This window comes from Gymnodinialimonas phycosphaerae, assembly GCF_019195455.1.
In the GTDB taxonomy this organism is placed as follows: Bacteria; Pseudomonadota; Alphaproteobacteria; order Rhodobacterales; family Rhodobacteraceae; genus Gymnodinialimonas; species Gymnodinialimonas phycosphaerae.
This window is the reverse complement of the sequence record NZ_JAIMBW010000001.1, coordinates 1,163,742-1,180,256: the sequence shown is the minus strand read 5'-3', so window position 1 is coordinate 1,180,256 and position 16,515 is coordinate 1,163,742. Positions and strand designations below refer to the sequence as shown.

The following is a 16,515-nucleotide window of genomic DNA, read 5'->3' as shown; positions in this document are numbered from 1 at the left end:
GCAGGGGGAGCGGCGCGCGCAAGGGCCGCTTCAGGCGCGTTTTCGAACGGTGTAGGCTGTGGCGCGCCCATCCAGCGGTGTGGCGCCGAGGAAATCGTGGCCTTGTTCGGTGCAGAAATGCGGCACGTCGATAAGAGCCGCCGGATCCGTGGCGATCAGGCGCAGCGTGTCGCCGGGTTCAGCCCGTTCCAGCGCCTTGCGCAGGCGCAGGACGGGCAGGGGGCAGAGCAGGTCGCGGGCGTCGATCTCGTGCATTGGGTCAATCTCTTGGCTTGGAGGCTGATACGGGCCTGCGGGGCCTGCGTCCACGCGAATGTGACCGAATGGCCCCGTGACGGCGCGCGTCGGTCGGAATAAGGGTGGGACATGTTCGGAATTGACCTTTTTGACGCCTCGCTTTTGCCGGCGATGATCGTGGCGCTGGCGGCGGGGATCCTGAGTTTTCTCAGCCCCTGCGTCTTGCCGATCGTGCCGCCGTACCTGGCCTACATGGGCGGGATCACGATGAGCGATATCGAGGGAGAGGCGAAGGCCGCCCGACGCAAGGCGCTGATCCCGGCGATCTTCTTCGTGATGGGGCTGTCGACCGTCTTCGTCTTCCTGGGCTTCACGGCGTCGCTTCTGGGGCAGTTCTTCTTGCAAAACCAGATCCTTCTGGCGCGCATCTCGGGCGCCATCGTGATCATCTTCGGACTGCATTTCCTGGGTATCTTTCGCATCCCGCTGCTGGATCGCGAAGCGCGGCTGGATGCGGGGGACAAGGGGGGCTCGACCCTGGGGGCCTATGTTCTGGGCCTTGCCTTCGCCTTCGGGTGGACCCCGTGCATCGGCCCGCAACTGGGTGCGATCCTGTCAATTGCGGCGCAGGAATCCAGCGTCCAGCGCGGCACGCTGCTGTTGGGGGTCTATGCGGTGGGGCTTGGCCTGCCGTTCCTTCTGGCCGCCGCCTTCATCGACCGCGCCCAGGGCCTTATGGGGCGCATGAAGCGGCATATGAAGCTGATCGAGCGGATCATGGGCGTGCTTCTGGTGGCCGTAGGCCTGGCGCTGATGACGGGGGCATTCTCGGCCTTCGCGTTCTGGTTGCTGGAGACGTTTCCAGCCCTGGGCCAGTTGGGGTAATTGCCCTAGCCCTGCCGCAATCCATGGCTATGCTGCGGCCATGACGCAGGTCACACGCAGACATGTCCTTTACATTCCGGGGTTTGACCCGGTGCCACCGCGCGCCTACCGCGAGCGGTATCGCCGCGAGGCCGCCGTGCAGGCGCGCCTTTCGGGCTTCGAGATCGCGACTGCAAAAGCGCCCACGGGCGCGCGCTTCGGCTGGGGCGTGGATGCGGTGATGGAGGGCGCAACGGTCAGTGCCGAGTTGGAGGTGCTATACTGGGCCGACATCGTGCGGACGCGGATGGCGGGCGGGGTTTTGGCGACCTACGGGGCCTTGGCGCGGACGGCGTGGATCTACATCGGCACGGGCGCTTTGTTCCGACTTATGCGGCTGCGCAAAGGCCCAGTTATCGCGGCGCTCTACCCGGTGGTGGTGCTTCTTGGCCAACTCCTGCTGGCAATGGTGCTGGCGGTCCTTGTGGGTGTGGGAATCGGCATTGGCCTGTGGCGCGTGGCGGATGCGATGGGCCTGGCGATGCCCGCGCAAGGCGCGCTGACGGTCATGTTTGCGCTGGCGTTGGCCGGTGGCGGGTTCACGATGTGGCTTGTCTTGCGGTGGTGCGCGCGGCGCGACGCTTTGTTTGCATGGTACCTGATGAAGGATTACGCCTTTTCCTCGCGTCTTTACGGTGCCTACCCGCCCGAGCAAGAGGCGCGCATGGCCGAGTTCGCCGCCCGCATTGCCGAGGTCTTGCGCAGGGATGTGGACGAGGTGTTGATCGTCGGCCATTCCTCGGGGGCCTATATCGCCGTGTCAGTGCTGGCAGACCTGATCCGCGCGGGTCGGGTGCCGGGGGACGGCCCGGTCGTGTCCTTGCTGACCCTTGGCCACGTTGTGCCCATGGTCAGCTTTCTGCCTGCCGCACGACGCCTGCGCGCGGACCTGTCGTTCATGGCGGCACAAGACATCGCGTGGGTGGACGTCACCGCGCCGGGCGACGGCTGCGCCTTCGCGCTGTGCGACCCGGTCGCCGTGTCGGGCGTTGCCCCGGACGACAAGAAAGGGCCGCTGGTGATCTCGGCGGCTTTCACGCAGACGCTTTCGGCGGCCTGCCAACGTGCCCTGAAATGGCGGCTCTTTGAGCTGCATTTCCAGTACCTCAACGCCTTCGACAACCTGCCGGACACCCGCGATGCCTATGACTACTTTCGCGTCACCGCAGGCCCGCTGACCCTTGGCGACCGCTTTGCAACCCGCGCACCGTCCGCCAGCCGGATCGAGACCCCGGTGAACCGGTTCACCGACACATGACAGACCTGCCCCCCAAGCCGCCCGCGCGCGCGGATCGCGTCTCGCTCCTGCGGTATATGCGGCTGTTTCGCGCGGATATCCTCTCGGCGCAGCCCGCCCGGCTCTACCACGCGTGGATGGCGGAATTTCGGACCCCCTTCTTCCGGTCCTACATGATCAATGAGCCCGCATTGATTGATGAGGTCCTCAAGGCGCGGCCGATGGACTTCCCGAAGTCCGACCGCGTGGGCGAGGGGCTGCGTCCCCTGCTTGGCGAGAGCGTGTTCCTGACCAACGGCGAGACCTGGAAGCGGCAGCGCCGCATCATCGACCCGGCGTTCGAGGGCGGGCGTCTGCGCGATACCTTTCCCGCGATGTGGGCGGCGGGGGAGGCGAGCGTGGCGCGGATGGGCGCAACCGTCGCGCCCCCCGGCGTGCCAGCAAAGGCGATGGAGATCGAAGAGGAAATGTCCCACGCCGCGGCCGACGTGATCTTCCGCACGCTCTTTTCCATGCCGATCGAGGCCGACATCGCGGGCCGGGTCTTCCACGAGTTCCGCGCCTATCAGCGTACGCAACCGATCCTGAATGCCGCAGCCTTCGTGCCGTTGCCCCGCTGGCTGCCGCGCGGCCACCGCGCCAAAACCCGCAGAACCGCGCGCAACATCCGCGCCCTGATCACCGAAATGACAGCCGCGCGCGGGGCCGAGATTGCGTTAGGGACGGCCCCTGACGACCTTGCCACCAAGATCATGACGACCGCGGATCCAGTGACCGGCGCACGTTTCACCACCGAAGAGATGGTGGACCAGGTGGCGATTTTCTTTCTGGCGGGTCACGAGACCTCGGCCTCGGCGCTGGGGTGGGCGCTGTATCTTCTGGCGCGCTACCCGGAATGGCAGGACAAGCTGGTAGAGGAGGCGCAAGCCCTGCCCGATGCGCCGGATTTCGCCGCTATGTCCAAGTTGAAGCTGACCCGCGACGTGTTTCGCGAGGCGTTACGTCTTTATCCGCCGGTGCCCATGATGGTGCGCGAGACGACCTGTCCCGAAACGTTCCGCAAACGCGCCGTGAAGCGCGGCAGCCAGGTGGTGATTTCACCGTGGCACCTGCACCGGCAGGACCGGCTTTGGGATAATCCCGATGGCTTTGATCCGGGGCGCTGGCATACCGAAAACGGCAAGGCCTGCATGCGTGAAGCGTTCATTCCGTTCTCGGCTGGGGCGCGGGTCTGCACCGGGGCGGGCTTCGCCATGGTCGAAGGGCCCTTGCTGCTCGCCATGCTCCTGCGCGCGTTTCGGTTCGAGAGGATCGAGGGCGACGATCCGGTGCCGGTGGCCTACCTGACCGTGCGCGCCAGGGACGGCATCCGTTTACGGGTCAGCCGCCGATAGGCGCGCTCTACCGGATTGCGTTGCCTGGCCCAGAGGCCAGGATCTCAACCGGTTTCAGGTTGCAGAAGACAATGATATGGCCGTTGTTTTCCAGCGCCCGGAACTGGCGGCGGTTCACCTCTGCCTTGAAGCGCGCCATGCCGGCCCCTGCCTCCACCGCCTTCAGAGAGGTGCGCAGGATCCCGCCATTTCGCACGGCGGGCACGTCGAAGGTCTGGTCAATCCAGGCCTCTGGATCATTGAAAAGAATGGCGTCCTGTTTCATGGCAACCGGCCTAGCAGAGCCATCCTAATGGGCGGTTAACGCGCCTTGGCGGCCGCCAGGACAAACACCCGGATTGCCGAGGCCAACCCCGCGCTGACCCCGCGCGCCGCGTCGATCTCGGCCACCAGCGCGTTGACCGATTGCCCCCGCGCCTCGGCGATGGCTTGCAGGTCTTCCCAGAACGCGTCCTCCAGCGACACCGAGGTGCGGTGCCCCTGAAGCGTCAGGGACCGTTTGCGCGGCCTTGCGGATGACGCAGCGCCGCTCATCGGGCACAATAAAACTGCGAGGAGGCCCCCAAAGGGCCGAGGAGGGGCCCGTGAAGGGGCGCGGCGGGCAAGGGCGCGCGCCAAAGGCATGTCACGGCGCTAATCATCCTCGCGCCCATGACCCTCAAGGCGCTTATCGACCAAGGCCTGCCGCGCGGCCTCGGCCTGACGGTCGGCCTTGGTGCGTCCATGCTTGACCGCGTTCTCGTCGGCCTTCTTTTTGGTCGCATCCCGTGCGCGCGCCTTGCGGACGCGGTTGAGGTTGATCGGCGTCGTGCTCATGGCGCGACCATGATCTGCCACGAGACGCCGAAGCGGTCATTGAGCCATGTGAAACGGGCCGAGAAATCATAGGCATCAAGGGGCATCAAGACCTCTCCGCCGTCGCCCAGATGCGCGGCGATGGCGTCGACTTCCCGGCGCGTGTCGCAGCACACCATAAGCGAAATCGACGGCGTGAACGTGAAGTCATGGACCGGCGGGCTATCGAAAACCGAGATCGCCTGGCCCGCAATCACCACATTGGCCTGTGTCACCGGGCCGTCGCCCCCATCGGTGCGTGTCACGACCATGTCGGGAAATGCCCCCTGCCAATGCGTCAGGGCAGCGTCAAGCTGGCCCTGAAACATCAGATGCGGGAGCAAGCTGGTCACTATTTCGGCCCGATCATCTGTTCGGGCCGCACGACCTTGTCGAAGGTCTCTTCATCGACGAACCCCAGCGCAATCGCTTCCTGCTTCAGCGTGGTGCCATTCTTGTGCGCCGTCTTGGCCACGGTCGTGGCGTTGTCGTAGCCGATCGTGGGGGCCAGCGCCGTCACTAGCATGAGCGATTCATTCATGATCTTCTCGATCCGCACGACATCGGCCTTGATGCCCGCCACGCAATTGTCGGTGAACGCGACGCAGGCATCACCCACAAGTTGCATCGATTGCAGCACGTTATAGGCCATCATCGGTTTGTAGACGTTCAACTCGAAATGGCCCTGGCTGCCCGCAAACCCCACGGCGGCGTCGTTGCCGATGACATGGGCGCAGACCTGGGTCATCGCTTCGCATTGGGTCGGGTTGACTTTGCCGGGCATGATGGAAGAGCCCGGCTCGTTCTCGGGCAGCATCAATTCGCCCAGGCCACAGCGCGGGCCAGAGCCCAGAAGCCGGATATCGTTGGCGATCTTGAACAGGCTCGCGGCGGTGGTCTTCATCGCGCCGGACATGGCCACCATCGCATCATGGGCGGCCAGCGCTTCGAACTTGTTCGGCGCCGTCACAAACGGCAACCCGGTGATCCGCGCCATGTTGGCGGCGACCTCCTCGCCCCAGCCCTGCGGCGTATTCAGGCCGGTGCCCACGGCAGTGCCGCCCTGGGCCAACTCGTAGATATCGCCAAGCGCATACTCGATCCGCTCAATCGATTTCGCCACCTGATGGGCGTAGCCGCCAAATTCCTGCGCCAGGGTCAGCGGCGTGGCATCCATCGTATGGGTGCGCCCGATCTTGATGATGCCGTCGAACTCCGCGACCTTCTCCACCAGGCAGGCATGCAGCTTGCGCAGGCCCGGAAGCGTCACATCGCGCGCCGTCATCGCGGTGGCGATGTGCATGGCGGTGGGGAAAGTATCGTTGGAAGACTGCCCCATGTTACAGTGGTCGTTGGGGTGGACAGGCGTTTTCGACCCGATTTCACCGCCCAGGATCTCGATCGCGCGGTTGGCGATCACCTCGTTGGCATTCATGTTGGACTGCGTGCCGGACCCGGTCTGCCACACGACCAGGGGAAAGTTGTCATCCAGTTTGCCGTCCACGACCTCTTGCGCGGCCTCCAGCATCGCGTCGCCGATGCCGTCCAGCTTGCCTGCCTTGATGTTCGCCTCGGCGCAGGCGCGCTTGATCACCCCCAAGGCGCGCACGATGGCGATGGGCTGCTTTTCCCAACCGATGGGGAAGTTCAGGATCGAGCGTTGGGTCTGCGCGCCCCAATACTTGTTTGCAGGGACCTCAAGGGGGCCAAAGCTGTCGGTCTCGGTGCGGGTCTGGGTCATGGGATTGTCTCCGGTATGCATTTGTATGCCGTCTACACGCCCCCTTGGGGTCAAGGCAATGCGACAGCCTTACGCTTGGGTGAAACGATACACCCGCGCAGGCGGCATGTTCCACCAGATCTTGCCGCTCTTGCGCCATGTCAGGCCCAATTCCTCGCGCACCACAGCGGTGACGGGGGGCTTGGGGCCATAGGTGAATTGAACGTAATCGCCGCCGGGGCGCACAAGTTTCGTAAAACCCGTAAGGATATCGCGCTGCAATTGCGTCGGCATGGAAAGGAGGGGCAGGCCCGAAACAACGGCCTGCGCGCCCTCGACCGGGAGGTCACCGCAATCGCCCGCGCTCATCTGGTAGACGTTGAGGCCGGGGAAGCGCGCACGTAGGCGTGCGCAGAACTCGGGGTTCATCTCGATGGAGTGGCAGGCCTCGGGCGCGATGCCGGCGTCCAGAATGGCTTGGGTGATATTGCCGGTTCCCGCGCCCAATTCGACCACGGGGCCTTTGGCGGGGTCCAGTTCCGCGGCCATCTCGGCGCAAAGCCCTTTGGACGAGGGCGCCAGTGCCACGACCTGGTGGGGCTTGCGCAAGAGCTGGCCCATGAAAAGACCGAAGTCACTGGACGCCATGGGGGGTGATCCTTGTAAAGCGCGGCCCTGAAAAGTGCGGATGCCGACGGTCTAGTGATTGCGTCGGAACGTGTCGAGGCTGACGACTTCAGCCTCTTGCCCCGCACCGGGACCGTCGCCGTCCGCGTCGTCACCGCGATCCTTGTCGCCGGGGTCGGAGCCGTTGGGGGGCGTCGGATCATCGTCATCGGTCTGCTCGAACCGCCAGCCGAATTCGACCGAGGGATCAACGAAGGTGGCGATGGAATCGAACGGGATGCGCAAGCGCTCTGGCGCGTCGCCGAAGTTGAGCGTGATCGCGAAGCCGTCCTGGTCGACGCTCAGGTCGTCGTACCAGTTCTGGATCACGATCATCATTTCCTCTGGGTAGCGCTCTCGCAACCAGTCGGCCAATTCGACGCCATCGTGGCGGGTGTCGAAGGTGATGAAGAAATGATGCTCCCCGGGCAGGCCATCGCGTGCGACCCGCTCCAGAACCTCGCGGATCACGCCGCACACGGCCTCATGCATGAGGCGTCCATAGGGTATGGTCGGGATCGGGTCAGACATTGCAAAAGCGCCAAGCGGTTAGGGCAGGTGCGGCCAGTGTAGAAGATTCGTCGGCGGATGAAAGGCGCGGTTTGGCAGGACCAGCTTAGGCAGGTGCAGCTTAGGCAGGCTCGGCTTTGGAAGGCTTGGGCTTTGGAAGGCCCGCACATTGGAAGGCTTGGGCTTTGTTCCGCCGCGTCTAGACTTGCTGCGCAGGCAAGTTCGCCAACACGAGCCATGCGCCAAGCGCGGCTTCCGTCGCGAAAAACGTCCAGCTTTGACGCGAGGCCGCATTGTCACGCAGGATCGACGTCACGCGTCCGACCGCAGCGCCTCCATAAGCCAGCCCCAGCGCAATCCAGGCCATCGGCTCGTTCAGGATCAACACGCCCAATCCGATGCCGACAAACAGGCAGCCCGACACCGCCGAAACCTCGGTATACCCCATGTTGGAGGGACCGGCCTGAATATCCAGCACGGACATGGTCCAGCGCGTAGCGAGCCAGCCGCAGACCCCGAGGCCAATGGTCAGAATGGCAACGGCGTAATTGATGATGTCGACGGCGGTCATGGGCGGTCCAAGCTTTTCTGGTGTCTGTCTTTTCTTTAACGCAAGCGACCCCGAGACGGATCACTTTGCGCTGAAAAAACGTGCAGGACAGGCGATCCGGCGCCGGTTTTCGGGGGTTGTCGGGCGGGGACAGCTTTCTCCTTTGCAAGGGGGGGCTTGCGAATTAGTGTTAAAAAACAGTTACTTTTTCCAGTTTGGAAACAATCGGCACTGGAGTGCGCAATGGTTTCTTCTACCGACACAGGCCGGATTTGATTCGGGAGCGATCAACGGGATCGACGTGGGCCTGACGGCCACGCTGCCCGCCTTCGCAACGGATATGTTCGAGGTGTTTGCGGATATCACCACCGTTGCGTCCACACAGGATATCAACGTGGCGCTGGTGATCGATACCTCCGGCTCTACCTCGCAAAGCTCTGGCTCGGATGTGGATGTGGATGGCGTCAACGATACCTTTCTAGCGGCGCAGAAGTTGGCCGCCAAACAGGTGTTCGTGTCGCTCCTTGACGCGGGCGATGACCCCGAATACGTCACGATCATGCTGATCGAATACAACAGCAACGGCAATACGCGTGGTGACCTCAACCTATCGCGCCAGCACCGCGTTTTGGGCCGCGATTGGCAGGCGGATCTGTTGTTCGGCAGCCCTGACGGGGTTCTGACGCCCGCGTTCACCTTGATCAACGAGACGGATATCGGCGTCGACCTGGGCGCCGATGGTGTGGAGTATTTCCGCATCGCCTTTGATACCCACGAGGTGATCTATTCCGAGGGATTGGAAACCGAAAGCTTCCACCCCGCCGGCGATATCGCCTCGGTCCTTTCCGAACCGCAGCGCGATGAGCTTTACGCGATCTTCCCGCCGTTGGAGGAGGGTTTGGCCACCATGCCCGCCGCCCGTATCGGCCTTAAAGGGCGTGACGGACATGCGCTGAATACGCGGAGCATCTGGATGACCGCAGCCGAGTAGGTCGGGCGACATGAGAAAAAGCCTCGTCGGGAGCGATGGGGCTTTTTAACCGAAAATCCAAACGTTGCGCGGCAAACTTCATGCGTTGCATGAACTATCGGCGGTAATGGTTTGAAAGTGCAGGCTTCTGTTGCCAGGTGCCTGCGAACCCCGCCTGACGCGGCTAGGCGACAGGGCTTAAGTTCGGCGACTCAGACAGCTTACGCTGCGAGAGCCATTGCCGGAGCACGGTTGTCATTTGCAACTGTACGATTTGTACCGATAACGGTGGTAACTCACCGGGACAAAGCTAACCCCTTTAGACGTTCGTCGATCCTGTTTCGACCCCATCTGTCCCTCAAATGAAGGGAGGATTGGTGGAGTCGCCGGGTACCGCCCCCGGGTCCGATCCGCTTATTACGAGCGCGTTTATGTCCATAGTCCCCGAAGGAACAAGCAATACATACGGGCGCGGGGGTGCAGTTTCAAGGTGTCTTGGGGTCCTTGTCGCTGAAAGGGCGCGGCCCTTCAACCGGGCTGTCAGCGGCTTGTCTGCTTACCCCTCAGCGTCCCCGACAGGGGGCATGTGTTGTGCTTTCAGCAGCGCGCGAACCGTGCCCACCTTCGTGGCATCGGCCATCAGTCCGATCACCTCGCGCAGGCGGGTGTCGATGCCCGAGGGCTCTTCCGCTGCTGCTGCCAAGCGCCAGCGAAACAGCCGCCAAAGCGCGGCTTTGAGCGCTTCAGCCAGAATGTCGTTCGACAATTCACTGGTAACGACCTCCAACATGGTGGATCGGATCGTGTAATTCGTGTCCAGATCCAGTGCGGTGGCCTCGCTGACCCGGTGTTCCAGGGCATTGATGTAGGCGTTGGCCTCGATCGACAGAGGGCGGTCGCCCTCCATCTCTGCGGCGACATCCAGTAGGGCGCTGGCCAGGTGGATGTCCATGGCGCGTTGGTCTTCGCTGAGCGGCGAGACAACAGTCCCGACGCCCGAGCGGACCTCTACTAGGCGCTCATAGGCCAGCCGTTGCAACGCCTGGCGGACCGGCGTCCGAGAGACGCCGAATTCTGCCGCCAGGGCTTGCTCATGCAAGACCGGGCTGGCAGTCGGGGGTTCCAAACAGATCCGTTTGCGCAAAGCGTCGGCAATAGTATCGGCGTTGTGTCTTGGCATGTCGTCAGCCCCTTGGGCGTATGTATTGCAGCGGGAAGGCTTTGTGTATATCTGTATACATCGCACAAGGAAAGCAACTGATGTCTGTACCAGCCATATCAATGGGCGCTGAAACGCCCGATCGCGGGCCATTACGTGGCACGATGCGCGCGGTGATCGCTCATCCGTTTGGCGGCAAGATCATTATGACGGGGTTCCCGGGGCTGGAAACAGGCATCGATGGCTCTGCCACCTTTATGCCAGAGGCTTGCATGGAAACGCTGGAGGGGGTTCGTTCACATGGCGGCGACCGGTTGGTTGTCTTGGTGGAACGCGATGAGTTGGACCCATTGGGGTTCGACCTTTTGGAACGCACGGCGGCTGCGGTAGGCGTGACGCTCGAATATCATCCGACGGTGGACTACTCCGTGCCGCAGGAGGCCATGGTGCAGGCATGGACCGCCCAACGCCCGGCGCGGCAGGCCGCCTTGTGCGCGGGCCAGACATTGGCGTTCTGCTGTCAATACGGGGCAGGGCGCAGCGGTCTGATGGCCAGCTGGACCTTGATGGAAGGCGGGCTTTCTGCCGAAGAGGCCATCGCATTGGTCCGCAGTCATTTCCCGGAGGCGGTCGAAAGCGAGGCGCAAGAAGAATGGCTTGCCGCGTTGTCGTTGAAGCCTTTGGCCTAGCCGCGCCGCCGGGGGGCCACGTGCGGCCACGTCCATCCGGCAAAAATTCGTTTGCGATGCTGATCGCCACGTGTATACATGTGCACTACAGGACGCGACGCGGTTGAAGCGTGCCCGGAGAAATCCGGAGACTACGTCGCGACCTTTGCCTTACAGCCGCTGCTTCTCATCCGTGTCAGGGCGGCGGCTGTAAGGACTTCTACACACCAGCATCGTGCCACAAGGCAGGTTATGCGCCCGTCCGGTGGTGTTGAACGTGCGGAGCTTGCCGTTGCCGCGTGTCGCGCTGGTGCGGGAAGGCCAGCACAAAAACGCGCGCCGGTGAGGGCGCGCGTTGTCTTGGGTCATTTGCGGCAGCGGCTTAGAAGCCGGCCTTGATCCGCTCGAACGCTTCTGCCTGGCGTTCCCGCTGTTCGTTGGAGATCGGCAGCTGTGCCAGAACGGGCACCGTCACTTCGCCCAGGCCCGCGGCTTCCATCGCCTCGGAGCCCAAGGCCTGAAGCGCGGCATCGTTGGCCGAGCCGAAGCCGTTGCTCAACAGCGGACCAGCGGAGCCTTCGGAGAGAAGCGCATTGACGTAGTCATAGGCCTGCGCCTCGTCGCCCGGTGCCTCGACCATGTTGACGTAGCCGCAAAGCCAGACAGAAGTGCCCTCGGTCGTGTTACGCGCAAAGCCGACGTTGAAGCCTTCCTCGGCCATGGCCACGGGCACCTCGTTCCAGACCCAGGCGGCCAGAACCTCGCCCGAACCGATCAGCTGGCTGATCTCGGCCGGGTCGGTCCAATAGGTCCGCAGGTTCGGGTGGACAGCACGCAGCCAATCAGTTGCCGCCTCGAACTGCGCATCCGTCACATCCGCCCAATCGGTAACGCCGGTCGCAAGGTAGGCCAGCGCATAGGCATCGTCGACGTTATCGGGGATCGACAAGCGCCCGGCGAGGGCTGGGTCATTGAAGATCTCCAGCGAGGTGACATCGTCGGCCGACAATTCATCGCTGTTGTAGGCCACGGCGGTGGAGCCGTAGTCCGTGGGCAGGAAGAACAGCTCTTCGCTGCCCGCCAGCACGTCCTGGCCCACGAGATCGGCGTTGAGGGTTTCAAACGCGGCGATCTCGGCCGTGTCCCAGGCCTCGATGATGCCCGAGGCCTGCCAGCGCGGCACGGAGCCTGCGCAGATGTGGGTGACGTCTGACTGGAAGCCCGCCAGCAGGCGTTGGAATGCCTCATCCTCGTCGCCGAAGAACACAAATTCGGGCGCGCCGTGGGCGTCGATGAAGGGCTGGTGGAAATCTGGGTTCTCGAAGCCGGAATAGTCGAAAACGGTGAGGTTCTGGGCCGCTGCGGGCAGGGCGAGGGCCAGGGTCGCGGCGGAGGCGAGGAGGTAGGTTTTTGTCATGAATCATGGTCCGTGTTGGAGCGTTTGAAGGTCAGGCTGGCAGCGAGGGTAGAGCGTGGGACGGGTGGCGTCCAGTGGGTTTGAGCGGCGCGGGGTGCCGCGTGCTCAACCTTGAGCACTATGGTCAAGCTTTTGAAATCACCGGGTTTCAGCTGTGAACTTAACCAAATATTAACGTATACATCCAGAAGCCCGGCGACGCCTGCTGGGGTCAAGGGCCTTGATCAGCAAGGCGGAGGGTAACTGGCGACCACCCGGTTGCGAGCGGCCACGACCAAAGAGGGAATGCCGCTGGACCCGGACAAGGGGAACGGTGGCTTGCCGACCGTAATCCTCGGCGTCAAACCACCCGCGCGACGCCTTTGCTTTGAGGTCGTCACCAATCTCCCACTCTTCCCAACCCGGAATGTTCAGCGGATTTCCACTGGCTGCGTCGTGGCCAGTGAATATCCAACGAGAATTACGTGAGTTCCTGCACAACGCACATCATCACAGGTGAGCGTCAAATCTGGGACATCCGCATAAAAACTTGCGGCCATGTCTTGAACGCGCGACCGACCGCTCCACGGGTCGCCATTGTTAATAATGATTTCGACATTTTCTGCGTAGAAGGGGGCCACCGCCTCTGCGGACTTAGAGTTCCACGCTGCAGTGTAGCCTGCTGCCATCTTTGCCACGGCTTGCACATCAATCATTGCCTCACCCTTCCCGATCAAAACACCATCAGCATGACATGTCGCCTGCTTTCGTCCAGTAGACTTTGCCGCAGCCTATCGGATACTACCCGCGATAGCCGCCGTTCCGGACATGAGAGAAAGCCGTTACTTTGGGCTCATTCTTGCCTTTCGCTGCATTGCTCAGGACGGTCCGTCAACAGCTCGCCGCGTCCGTCAATCGCCTGGCAAAGCACCCAGGTGCCTCCTCTGTCTCGTGAAGCAAGTGCTCTTCAGACCGATTTGGCCGCCTCGGCCGCCCGAGCGCGGTGCTCGAAGACGGATTGTGCCAAGGTCTTGGTGTAGGTCTCCAACTCTGTCAGCGCCTCTGCGACGGCGGCACCTTCACGTGCCTCGACGGCGTCGGCGATTTCCGAGTGCAGGCGGACGATTTCCGCCCGATTGCGCGCGGTGAAGGTGATCATGTTCATCAGGGGCTGCATCGCTTCCACCGCGCCGGCCAATTGATACGACATCACCGGGTTGTCCGCCCCGTCCACCAGCGCCCGGTGGAAGGCCACGTCCGAAGCGCAGAACGCCTCATCACTCAGGCCCGGCTGGCCTTGGCGCAAGGCTTCCACCCGCATCGTCGCCAGATGGTCGGCGGTGCGCCGTTGCGCCGAGAGATCGGCGCAGGCGCGCTCCAACGCGAAGCGCGCTTCACAGGCCGTGTCGAACGCCACGTCATTCATCCCCAGAAGCAGGGTCGAGGTGGTGATGTGCTGGCCGTATGCGTCCTCGTAGGACAGGCGGTTCACAAAAGCGCCGCCGAAGGCCCCGCGCTGGGTGCGGATCAGCGATTGCGCCGCCAGCCGCTTCAACGCCTCGCGCACGGTGGAGCGCGACACGTTGAGCGTCTCGGCCAACTCGGCCTCGGACGGCAGGCGCGCGTCGACGATCAAGGCGCCCGAGATGATGCTGTCGCGGATCGCGGCGGCAATTTGCGCAGAAAGGTCCGCTTTACTGTTCGGATCGATTTTCATTTGCTACCTTTTCATTTGTCAGACATTTAAATGTCTGACATCAAGACGCAACAGTTGATTGAGGCCGTGAGTCGGGGAGGGCGAATTGGTTTCAGAGCGTATCCGTGCCATGACAGCGCCCCATTGGCTGACGCTTTTCGGCGTCATCCTTGTCGGTTGGGTCACGTTGTACCTGATGGCGTTGCCCGCTGATCTTCGGGCAGCAGGCGCCCTATACGGCACGGATTTCCTTGTCGCCCTGTGCACGCTGACCCCGGATGCGGCGGGATTTGCGCGCATCACGGCCATGTGGATGCTGATGTCGGCGGCGATGATGGCCCCCACGGCGCTGCCCGCGTTCGCCACATACGACGATCTGGGGCAGACCACGGGCACCAACTTCAGCGCATTGGTCGGCGGCTACCTTGCGATCTGGGGTGGGTTTTCCGTGCTGGCGGCGGGGCTACAGTTCCTTCTGTTTCAGGCAGAGCTGGTGTCGGCCTTCGGCGATAGCCGGTCCACCCAACTTTCAGCCGTGCTGCTGCTGCTGGCGGGCGCCTACCAATTCACCCCCCTGAAGGAGGCGTGCCTGTCCAAGTGCCGCGCGCCGCTGACGTTTTTCATGTCCCACTGGGATGAGGGCCCGTTCCGCAACGGCCTGCGCCTAGGGGCGGTCTGCCTGGGGTGCTGTTGGGCGCTGATGCTTTTGGCCTTCGTGGGTGGGGTCATGAACCTTGTGTTCATGGGCTTGGCGACCCTGATCATGGTTTTCGAGAAACTGCCCGACGTCGGGCGCATCCTGACGCGGCCCTTGGGCGCGGCTCTTATCGGTGGTGGCCTTTGGCTGGCGCTGACATCCCTTTGAAGGAGATTTAGATATGGCACAAACAGACGCCGTGATGGAAACCCCCGTTGGCCAGGTCCCCTGGGCAATCAAGGGCGAGTTGATCCTGAATTGCAACTGCACCGTGTTCTGCCCCTGCGTGATCAGCCTTGGCAAACATGCGCCCACGGAAGGCTATTGCCAGGCATGGTCGGGCATCCGCATCGATGAAGGGTTCTACGGCGATGAGGATATCAGCGGCCTGAACGTCGGGCTGGTGCTGGAGATCCCCGGCCTGATGGCACGCGGCAACTGGAAAGCGGCAGCCTATATCGATGAGCGTGCCAACGAGGCGGCCTATGACGGCCTGATCAACATCTTCACCGGCAAGGCGCGGGGCACCACGGGCCTCTTCGGCGTTCTGGTCAGCGAGTTTCTGGGCGCTGAACGCGCGCCCGTCACCTTCGAGACCGAGGGCAACGCCCGCCGCCTGATGGTCGGCAAGAAGATCCAGGGCGAGATCGTGCCTGTGCCGGGCAAGAATGGCGCCGATCAGGTGGTCACCAATACCGATTATTGGATGGGTCCCGACATCACCGTCGCCACCGCCACCAAGGGCCGTGTCCGTGCCTTCGGCCGGGTCTGGGATTTCGATGGCCGCTCGGCCGAGATTTGCCAGATCGACTGGGTCGGACCTCAGGGCAAGTAGGGCCAGCATGATGATTGGTCCCGATTACGCCCGCCACATGGCGCGCTACAACGCGTGGCAGAACCAATGGATGTTCCAGGCCGCCGACGCCCTGTCGCAAGAACAGCGCGACGCGGATCGTGGTGCGTTCTGGGGCAGCATCCAAGGCACGCTTAGCCACCTGATGTGGGGCGATACCCTGTGGATCTCGCGCTTTGACGGCGGCGAAGGGCCGGTGTCTGCACTCGTGGGGTCTGACACCGCCACGGCGTACGACTGGCCCGCCCTGATGGCCGGTCGCCCGCAATTGGACGCGCGGATCGCGGCCTGGGCCTGGTCCACGGACGACAGCGATTTCGAGGGCGATTTGACGTGGTATTCCGGCAGCCTGAAGCGGGACATGACGATGTCGCGCGCGATCTGCGTGATGCAGATTTTCAACCATCAGACCCATCATCGCGGCCAGGTGCACCAGATGTTGACCAGCCTTGGCGTCACCCCCACCGACACGGACATTCCGTTCATGCCGGCGGAGGTGCCGGAATGGATCTAGAGCGCGTCGAGCAGGCCCGTGTAGGTGCTGTGCGGGATATAGTTGACGTCCTCAAAACCCCATGTGGTGTCCTCGGGGCTGTCGAGGGTGAGAACGACGGCGATCAGGCGGCCCGCGCTGACATCGGCCAGGGGGGCGAAGCCACTGGTCGTCTCCACGGCGAAAGGGATCACCGCTTGCGACGTCCCGTCTGGCTCGACGGAGTAGCGCGCGGGGAAGATGAACCCGTCCCACATCACGCCAGCCTGGGACCGGGTGCCGGTGAACATCTCTTCGAACTGGTCAGGATTTTCCGCGTAGGCCTCGACGAAAGATTGGTTGGTCTGGTTCATGTGGGCCATCAACTGCGTGATTTCCTGTGCGCGATAGGCGTGCAGCACGGCCGATGCCACGGCCTCGGCGGAATGCTCGGGGCTTTGCTGCGCGTGGGCCGCGGGCGCGATCAGCAGCGCCGCCAGCGCGGCCAAGGTAAAATGTCTCATCAAACGTC

The 16,515-nt window shown here is 63.1% G+C and carries 22 protein-coding genes and 1 other RNA gene; 8 read left to right on the top strand and 15 right to left on the bottom strand.

Translation table 11 applies throughout. The features are described 5' to 3' along the window. Positions 1–30: 30 nt before the first annotated feature. The gene (locus tag KUL25_RS05810; RefSeq protein ID WP_257892077.1) at positions 31–255 is read right to left on the bottom strand and encodes a sulfurtransferase TusA family protein; all 225 of its coding nucleotides are present in this window, start codon (positions 253–255) and stop codon (positions 31–33) included. Positions 256–366: 111 nt separating this feature from the next. On the opposite strand from KUL25_RS05810, the gene KUL25_RS05805 reads away from it, so the two are divergent. The 3 genes from KUL25_RS05805 to KUL25_RS05795 are packed head-to-tail and all read left to right on the top strand — an operon-like array spanning position 367 to position 3,792. Continuing rightward, positions 367–1,122 carry a cytochrome c biogenesis CcdA family protein gene (locus KUL25_RS05805; protein ID WP_257892076.1) on the top strand — a complete coding sequence of 252 codons (756 nt, stop codon included), beginning with the start codon at positions 367–369 and terminating at the stop codon, positions 1,120–1,122. Between the two features lie 40 nt (positions 1,123–1,162). Next, positions 1,163–2,419, top strand: coding sequence for a hypothetical protein (locus tag KUL25_RS05800; protein WP_257892075.1), 1,257 nt, complete (start codon positions 1,163–1,165; stop codon positions 2,417–2,419). After that, positions 2,416–3,792, top strand: a complete 1,377-nt coding sequence (locus KUL25_RS05795) for a cytochrome P450 (RefSeq protein ID WP_257892074.1) — start codon at positions 2,416–2,418, stop codon at positions 3,790–3,792. The genes KUL25_RS05800 and KUL25_RS05795 overlap by 4 nt, the downstream gene beginning before the upstream one ends. A gap of 7 nt (positions 3,793–3,799) precedes the next feature. Here the strand turns inward: KUL25_RS05795 and KUL25_RS05790 are convergent, their stop codons facing one another. The 8 genes from KUL25_RS05790 to KUL25_RS05755 form a co-directional block, all read right to left on the bottom strand. Next, positions 3,800–4,057, bottom strand: coding sequence for an aspartate aminotransferase (locus tag KUL25_RS05790; RefSeq protein WP_257892073.1), 258 nt, complete (start codon positions 4,055–4,057; stop codon positions 3,800–3,802). Between the two features lie 35 nt (positions 4,058–4,092). Beyond that, the gene (locus KUL25_RS05785) at positions 4,093–4,326 is read right to left on the bottom strand and encodes a ribbon-helix-helix domain-containing protein (RefSeq protein WP_068360366.1); all 234 of its coding nucleotides are present in this window, start codon (positions 4,324–4,326) and stop codon (positions 4,093–4,095) included. Between the two features lie 99 nt (positions 4,327–4,425). Continuing rightward, complete coding sequence (locus KUL25_RS05780) at positions 4,426–4,608, bottom strand: DUF4169 family protein (protein ID WP_257892072.1); 183 nt, start codon at positions 4,606–4,608, stop codon at positions 4,426–4,428. Beyond that, positions 4,605–4,979, bottom strand: a complete 375-nt coding sequence (locus tag KUL25_RS05775) for a VOC family protein (RefSeq protein ID WP_257892071.1) — start codon at positions 4,977–4,979, stop codon at positions 4,605–4,607. The genes KUL25_RS05780 and KUL25_RS05775 overlap by 4 nt, the downstream gene beginning before the upstream one ends. Further along, a complete protein-coding gene (gene fumC, locus KUL25_RS05770; protein ID WP_257892070.1) occupies positions 4,979–6,367 on the bottom strand; it encodes a class II fumarate hydratase in 1,389 nt (462 codons plus the stop codon). Before fumC ends, KUL25_RS05775 begins: the two co-directional genes overlap by 1 nt. 69 nt (positions 6,368–6,436) lie before the next feature. Next, positions 6,437–6,994 (bottom strand): class I SAM-dependent methyltransferase, encoded by a 558-nt coding sequence (locus KUL25_RS05765; protein ID WP_257892069.1) that lies wholly within the window; start codon positions 6,992–6,994, stop codon positions 6,437–6,439. Between the two features lie 51 nt (positions 6,995–7,045). Further along, entirely contained in the window at positions 7,046–7,543 is a 498-nt protein-coding gene (locus tag KUL25_RS05760) for an SspB family protein (RefSeq protein ID WP_257892068.1), read from the bottom strand. Positions 7,544–7,721: 178 nt separating this feature from the next. Further along, a complete protein-coding gene (locus KUL25_RS05755) occupies positions 7,722–8,093 on the bottom strand; it encodes a DUF4345 family protein (RefSeq protein WP_068360355.1) in 372 nt (123 codons plus the stop codon). Between the two features lie 280 nt (positions 8,094–8,373). Here KUL25_RS05755 and KUL25_RS05750 point away from each other — a divergent pair, with 280 nt between their 5' ends. Continuing rightward, positions 8,374–9,063 carry a Hint domain-containing protein gene (locus KUL25_RS05750; RefSeq protein ID WP_257892067.1) on the top strand — a complete coding sequence of 230 codons (690 nt, stop codon included), beginning with the start codon at positions 8,374–8,376 and terminating at the stop codon, positions 9,061–9,063. 116 nt (positions 9,064–9,179) lie between these two features. On the opposite strand, the gene ssrA is transcribed toward KUL25_RS05750, so the two are convergent. Beyond that, positions 9,180–9,535: a transfer-messenger RNA gene (gene ssrA / locus KUL25_RS05745) on the bottom strand. Positions 9,536–9,598: 63 nt separating this feature from the next. Further along, positions 9,599–10,222 carry a GntR family transcriptional regulator gene (locus KUL25_RS05740; RefSeq protein ID WP_257892066.1) on the bottom strand — a complete coding sequence of 208 codons (624 nt, stop codon included), beginning with the start codon at positions 10,220–10,222 and terminating at the stop codon, positions 9,599–9,601. 80 nt (positions 10,223–10,302) lie between these two features. Here KUL25_RS05740 and KUL25_RS05735 point away from each other — a divergent pair, with 80 nt between their 5' ends. Next, complete coding sequence (locus KUL25_RS05735; protein WP_257892065.1) at positions 10,303–10,890, top strand: protein-tyrosine phosphatase family protein; 588 nt, start codon at positions 10,303–10,305, stop codon at positions 10,888–10,890. Between the two features lie 361 nt (positions 10,891–11,251). Here the strand turns inward: KUL25_RS05735 and KUL25_RS05730 are convergent, their stop codons facing one another. The 3 genes from KUL25_RS05730 to KUL25_RS05720 all read right to left on the bottom strand — a co-directional run bounded on the left by KUL25_RS05730 (position 11,252) and on the right by KUL25_RS05720 (position 13,982). Next, complete coding sequence (locus KUL25_RS05730) at positions 11,252–12,286, bottom strand: extracellular solute-binding protein (protein WP_257892064.1); 1,035 nt, start codon at positions 12,284–12,286, stop codon at positions 11,252–11,254. Between the two features lie 410 nt (positions 12,287–12,696). Further along, the gene (locus KUL25_RS05725; protein WP_257892063.1) at positions 12,697–12,981 is read right to left on the bottom strand and encodes a YybH family protein; all 285 of its coding nucleotides are present in this window, start codon (positions 12,979–12,981) and stop codon (positions 12,697–12,699) included. Between the two features lie 251 nt (positions 12,982–13,232). Next, entirely contained in the window at positions 13,233–13,982 is a 750-nt protein-coding gene (locus tag KUL25_RS05720; RefSeq protein ID WP_257892062.1) for a FadR/GntR family transcriptional regulator, read from the bottom strand. Positions 13,983–14,091: 109 nt separating this feature from the next. Here KUL25_RS05720 and KUL25_RS05715 point away from each other — a divergent pair, with 109 nt between their 5' ends. Genes KUL25_RS05715 through KUL25_RS05705 form a run of 3 tightly spaced genes read left to right on the top strand, consistent with a single transcriptional unit; the run spans position 14,092 to position 16,025 of the window. After that, on the top strand, positions 14,092–14,826 hold the full coding sequence (locus KUL25_RS05715) for a DUF2182 domain-containing protein (protein ID WP_257892061.1): 735 nt from the start codon (positions 14,092–14,094) through the stop codon (positions 14,824–14,826). Between the two features lie 13 nt (positions 14,827–14,839). Then, on the top strand, positions 14,840–15,493 hold the full coding sequence (locus KUL25_RS05710; RefSeq protein WP_257892060.1) for a DUF1326 domain-containing protein: 654 nt from the start codon (positions 14,840–14,842) through the stop codon (positions 15,491–15,493). 7 nt (positions 15,494–15,500) lie between these two features. Then, positions 15,501–16,025 (top strand): DinB family protein, encoded by a 525-nt coding sequence (locus tag KUL25_RS05705; RefSeq protein WP_345790938.1) that lies wholly within the window; start codon positions 15,501–15,503, stop codon positions 16,023–16,025. Here KUL25_RS05705 and KUL25_RS05700 read toward each other — a convergent pair. Then, a complete protein-coding gene (locus KUL25_RS05700; protein ID WP_257892059.1) occupies positions 16,022–16,507 on the bottom strand; it encodes a hypothetical protein in 486 nt (161 codons plus the stop codon). The two genes, KUL25_RS05705 and KUL25_RS05700, sit on opposite strands and share 4 nt — an antisense overlap. Positions 16,508–16,515 lie beyond the last annotated feature (8 nt).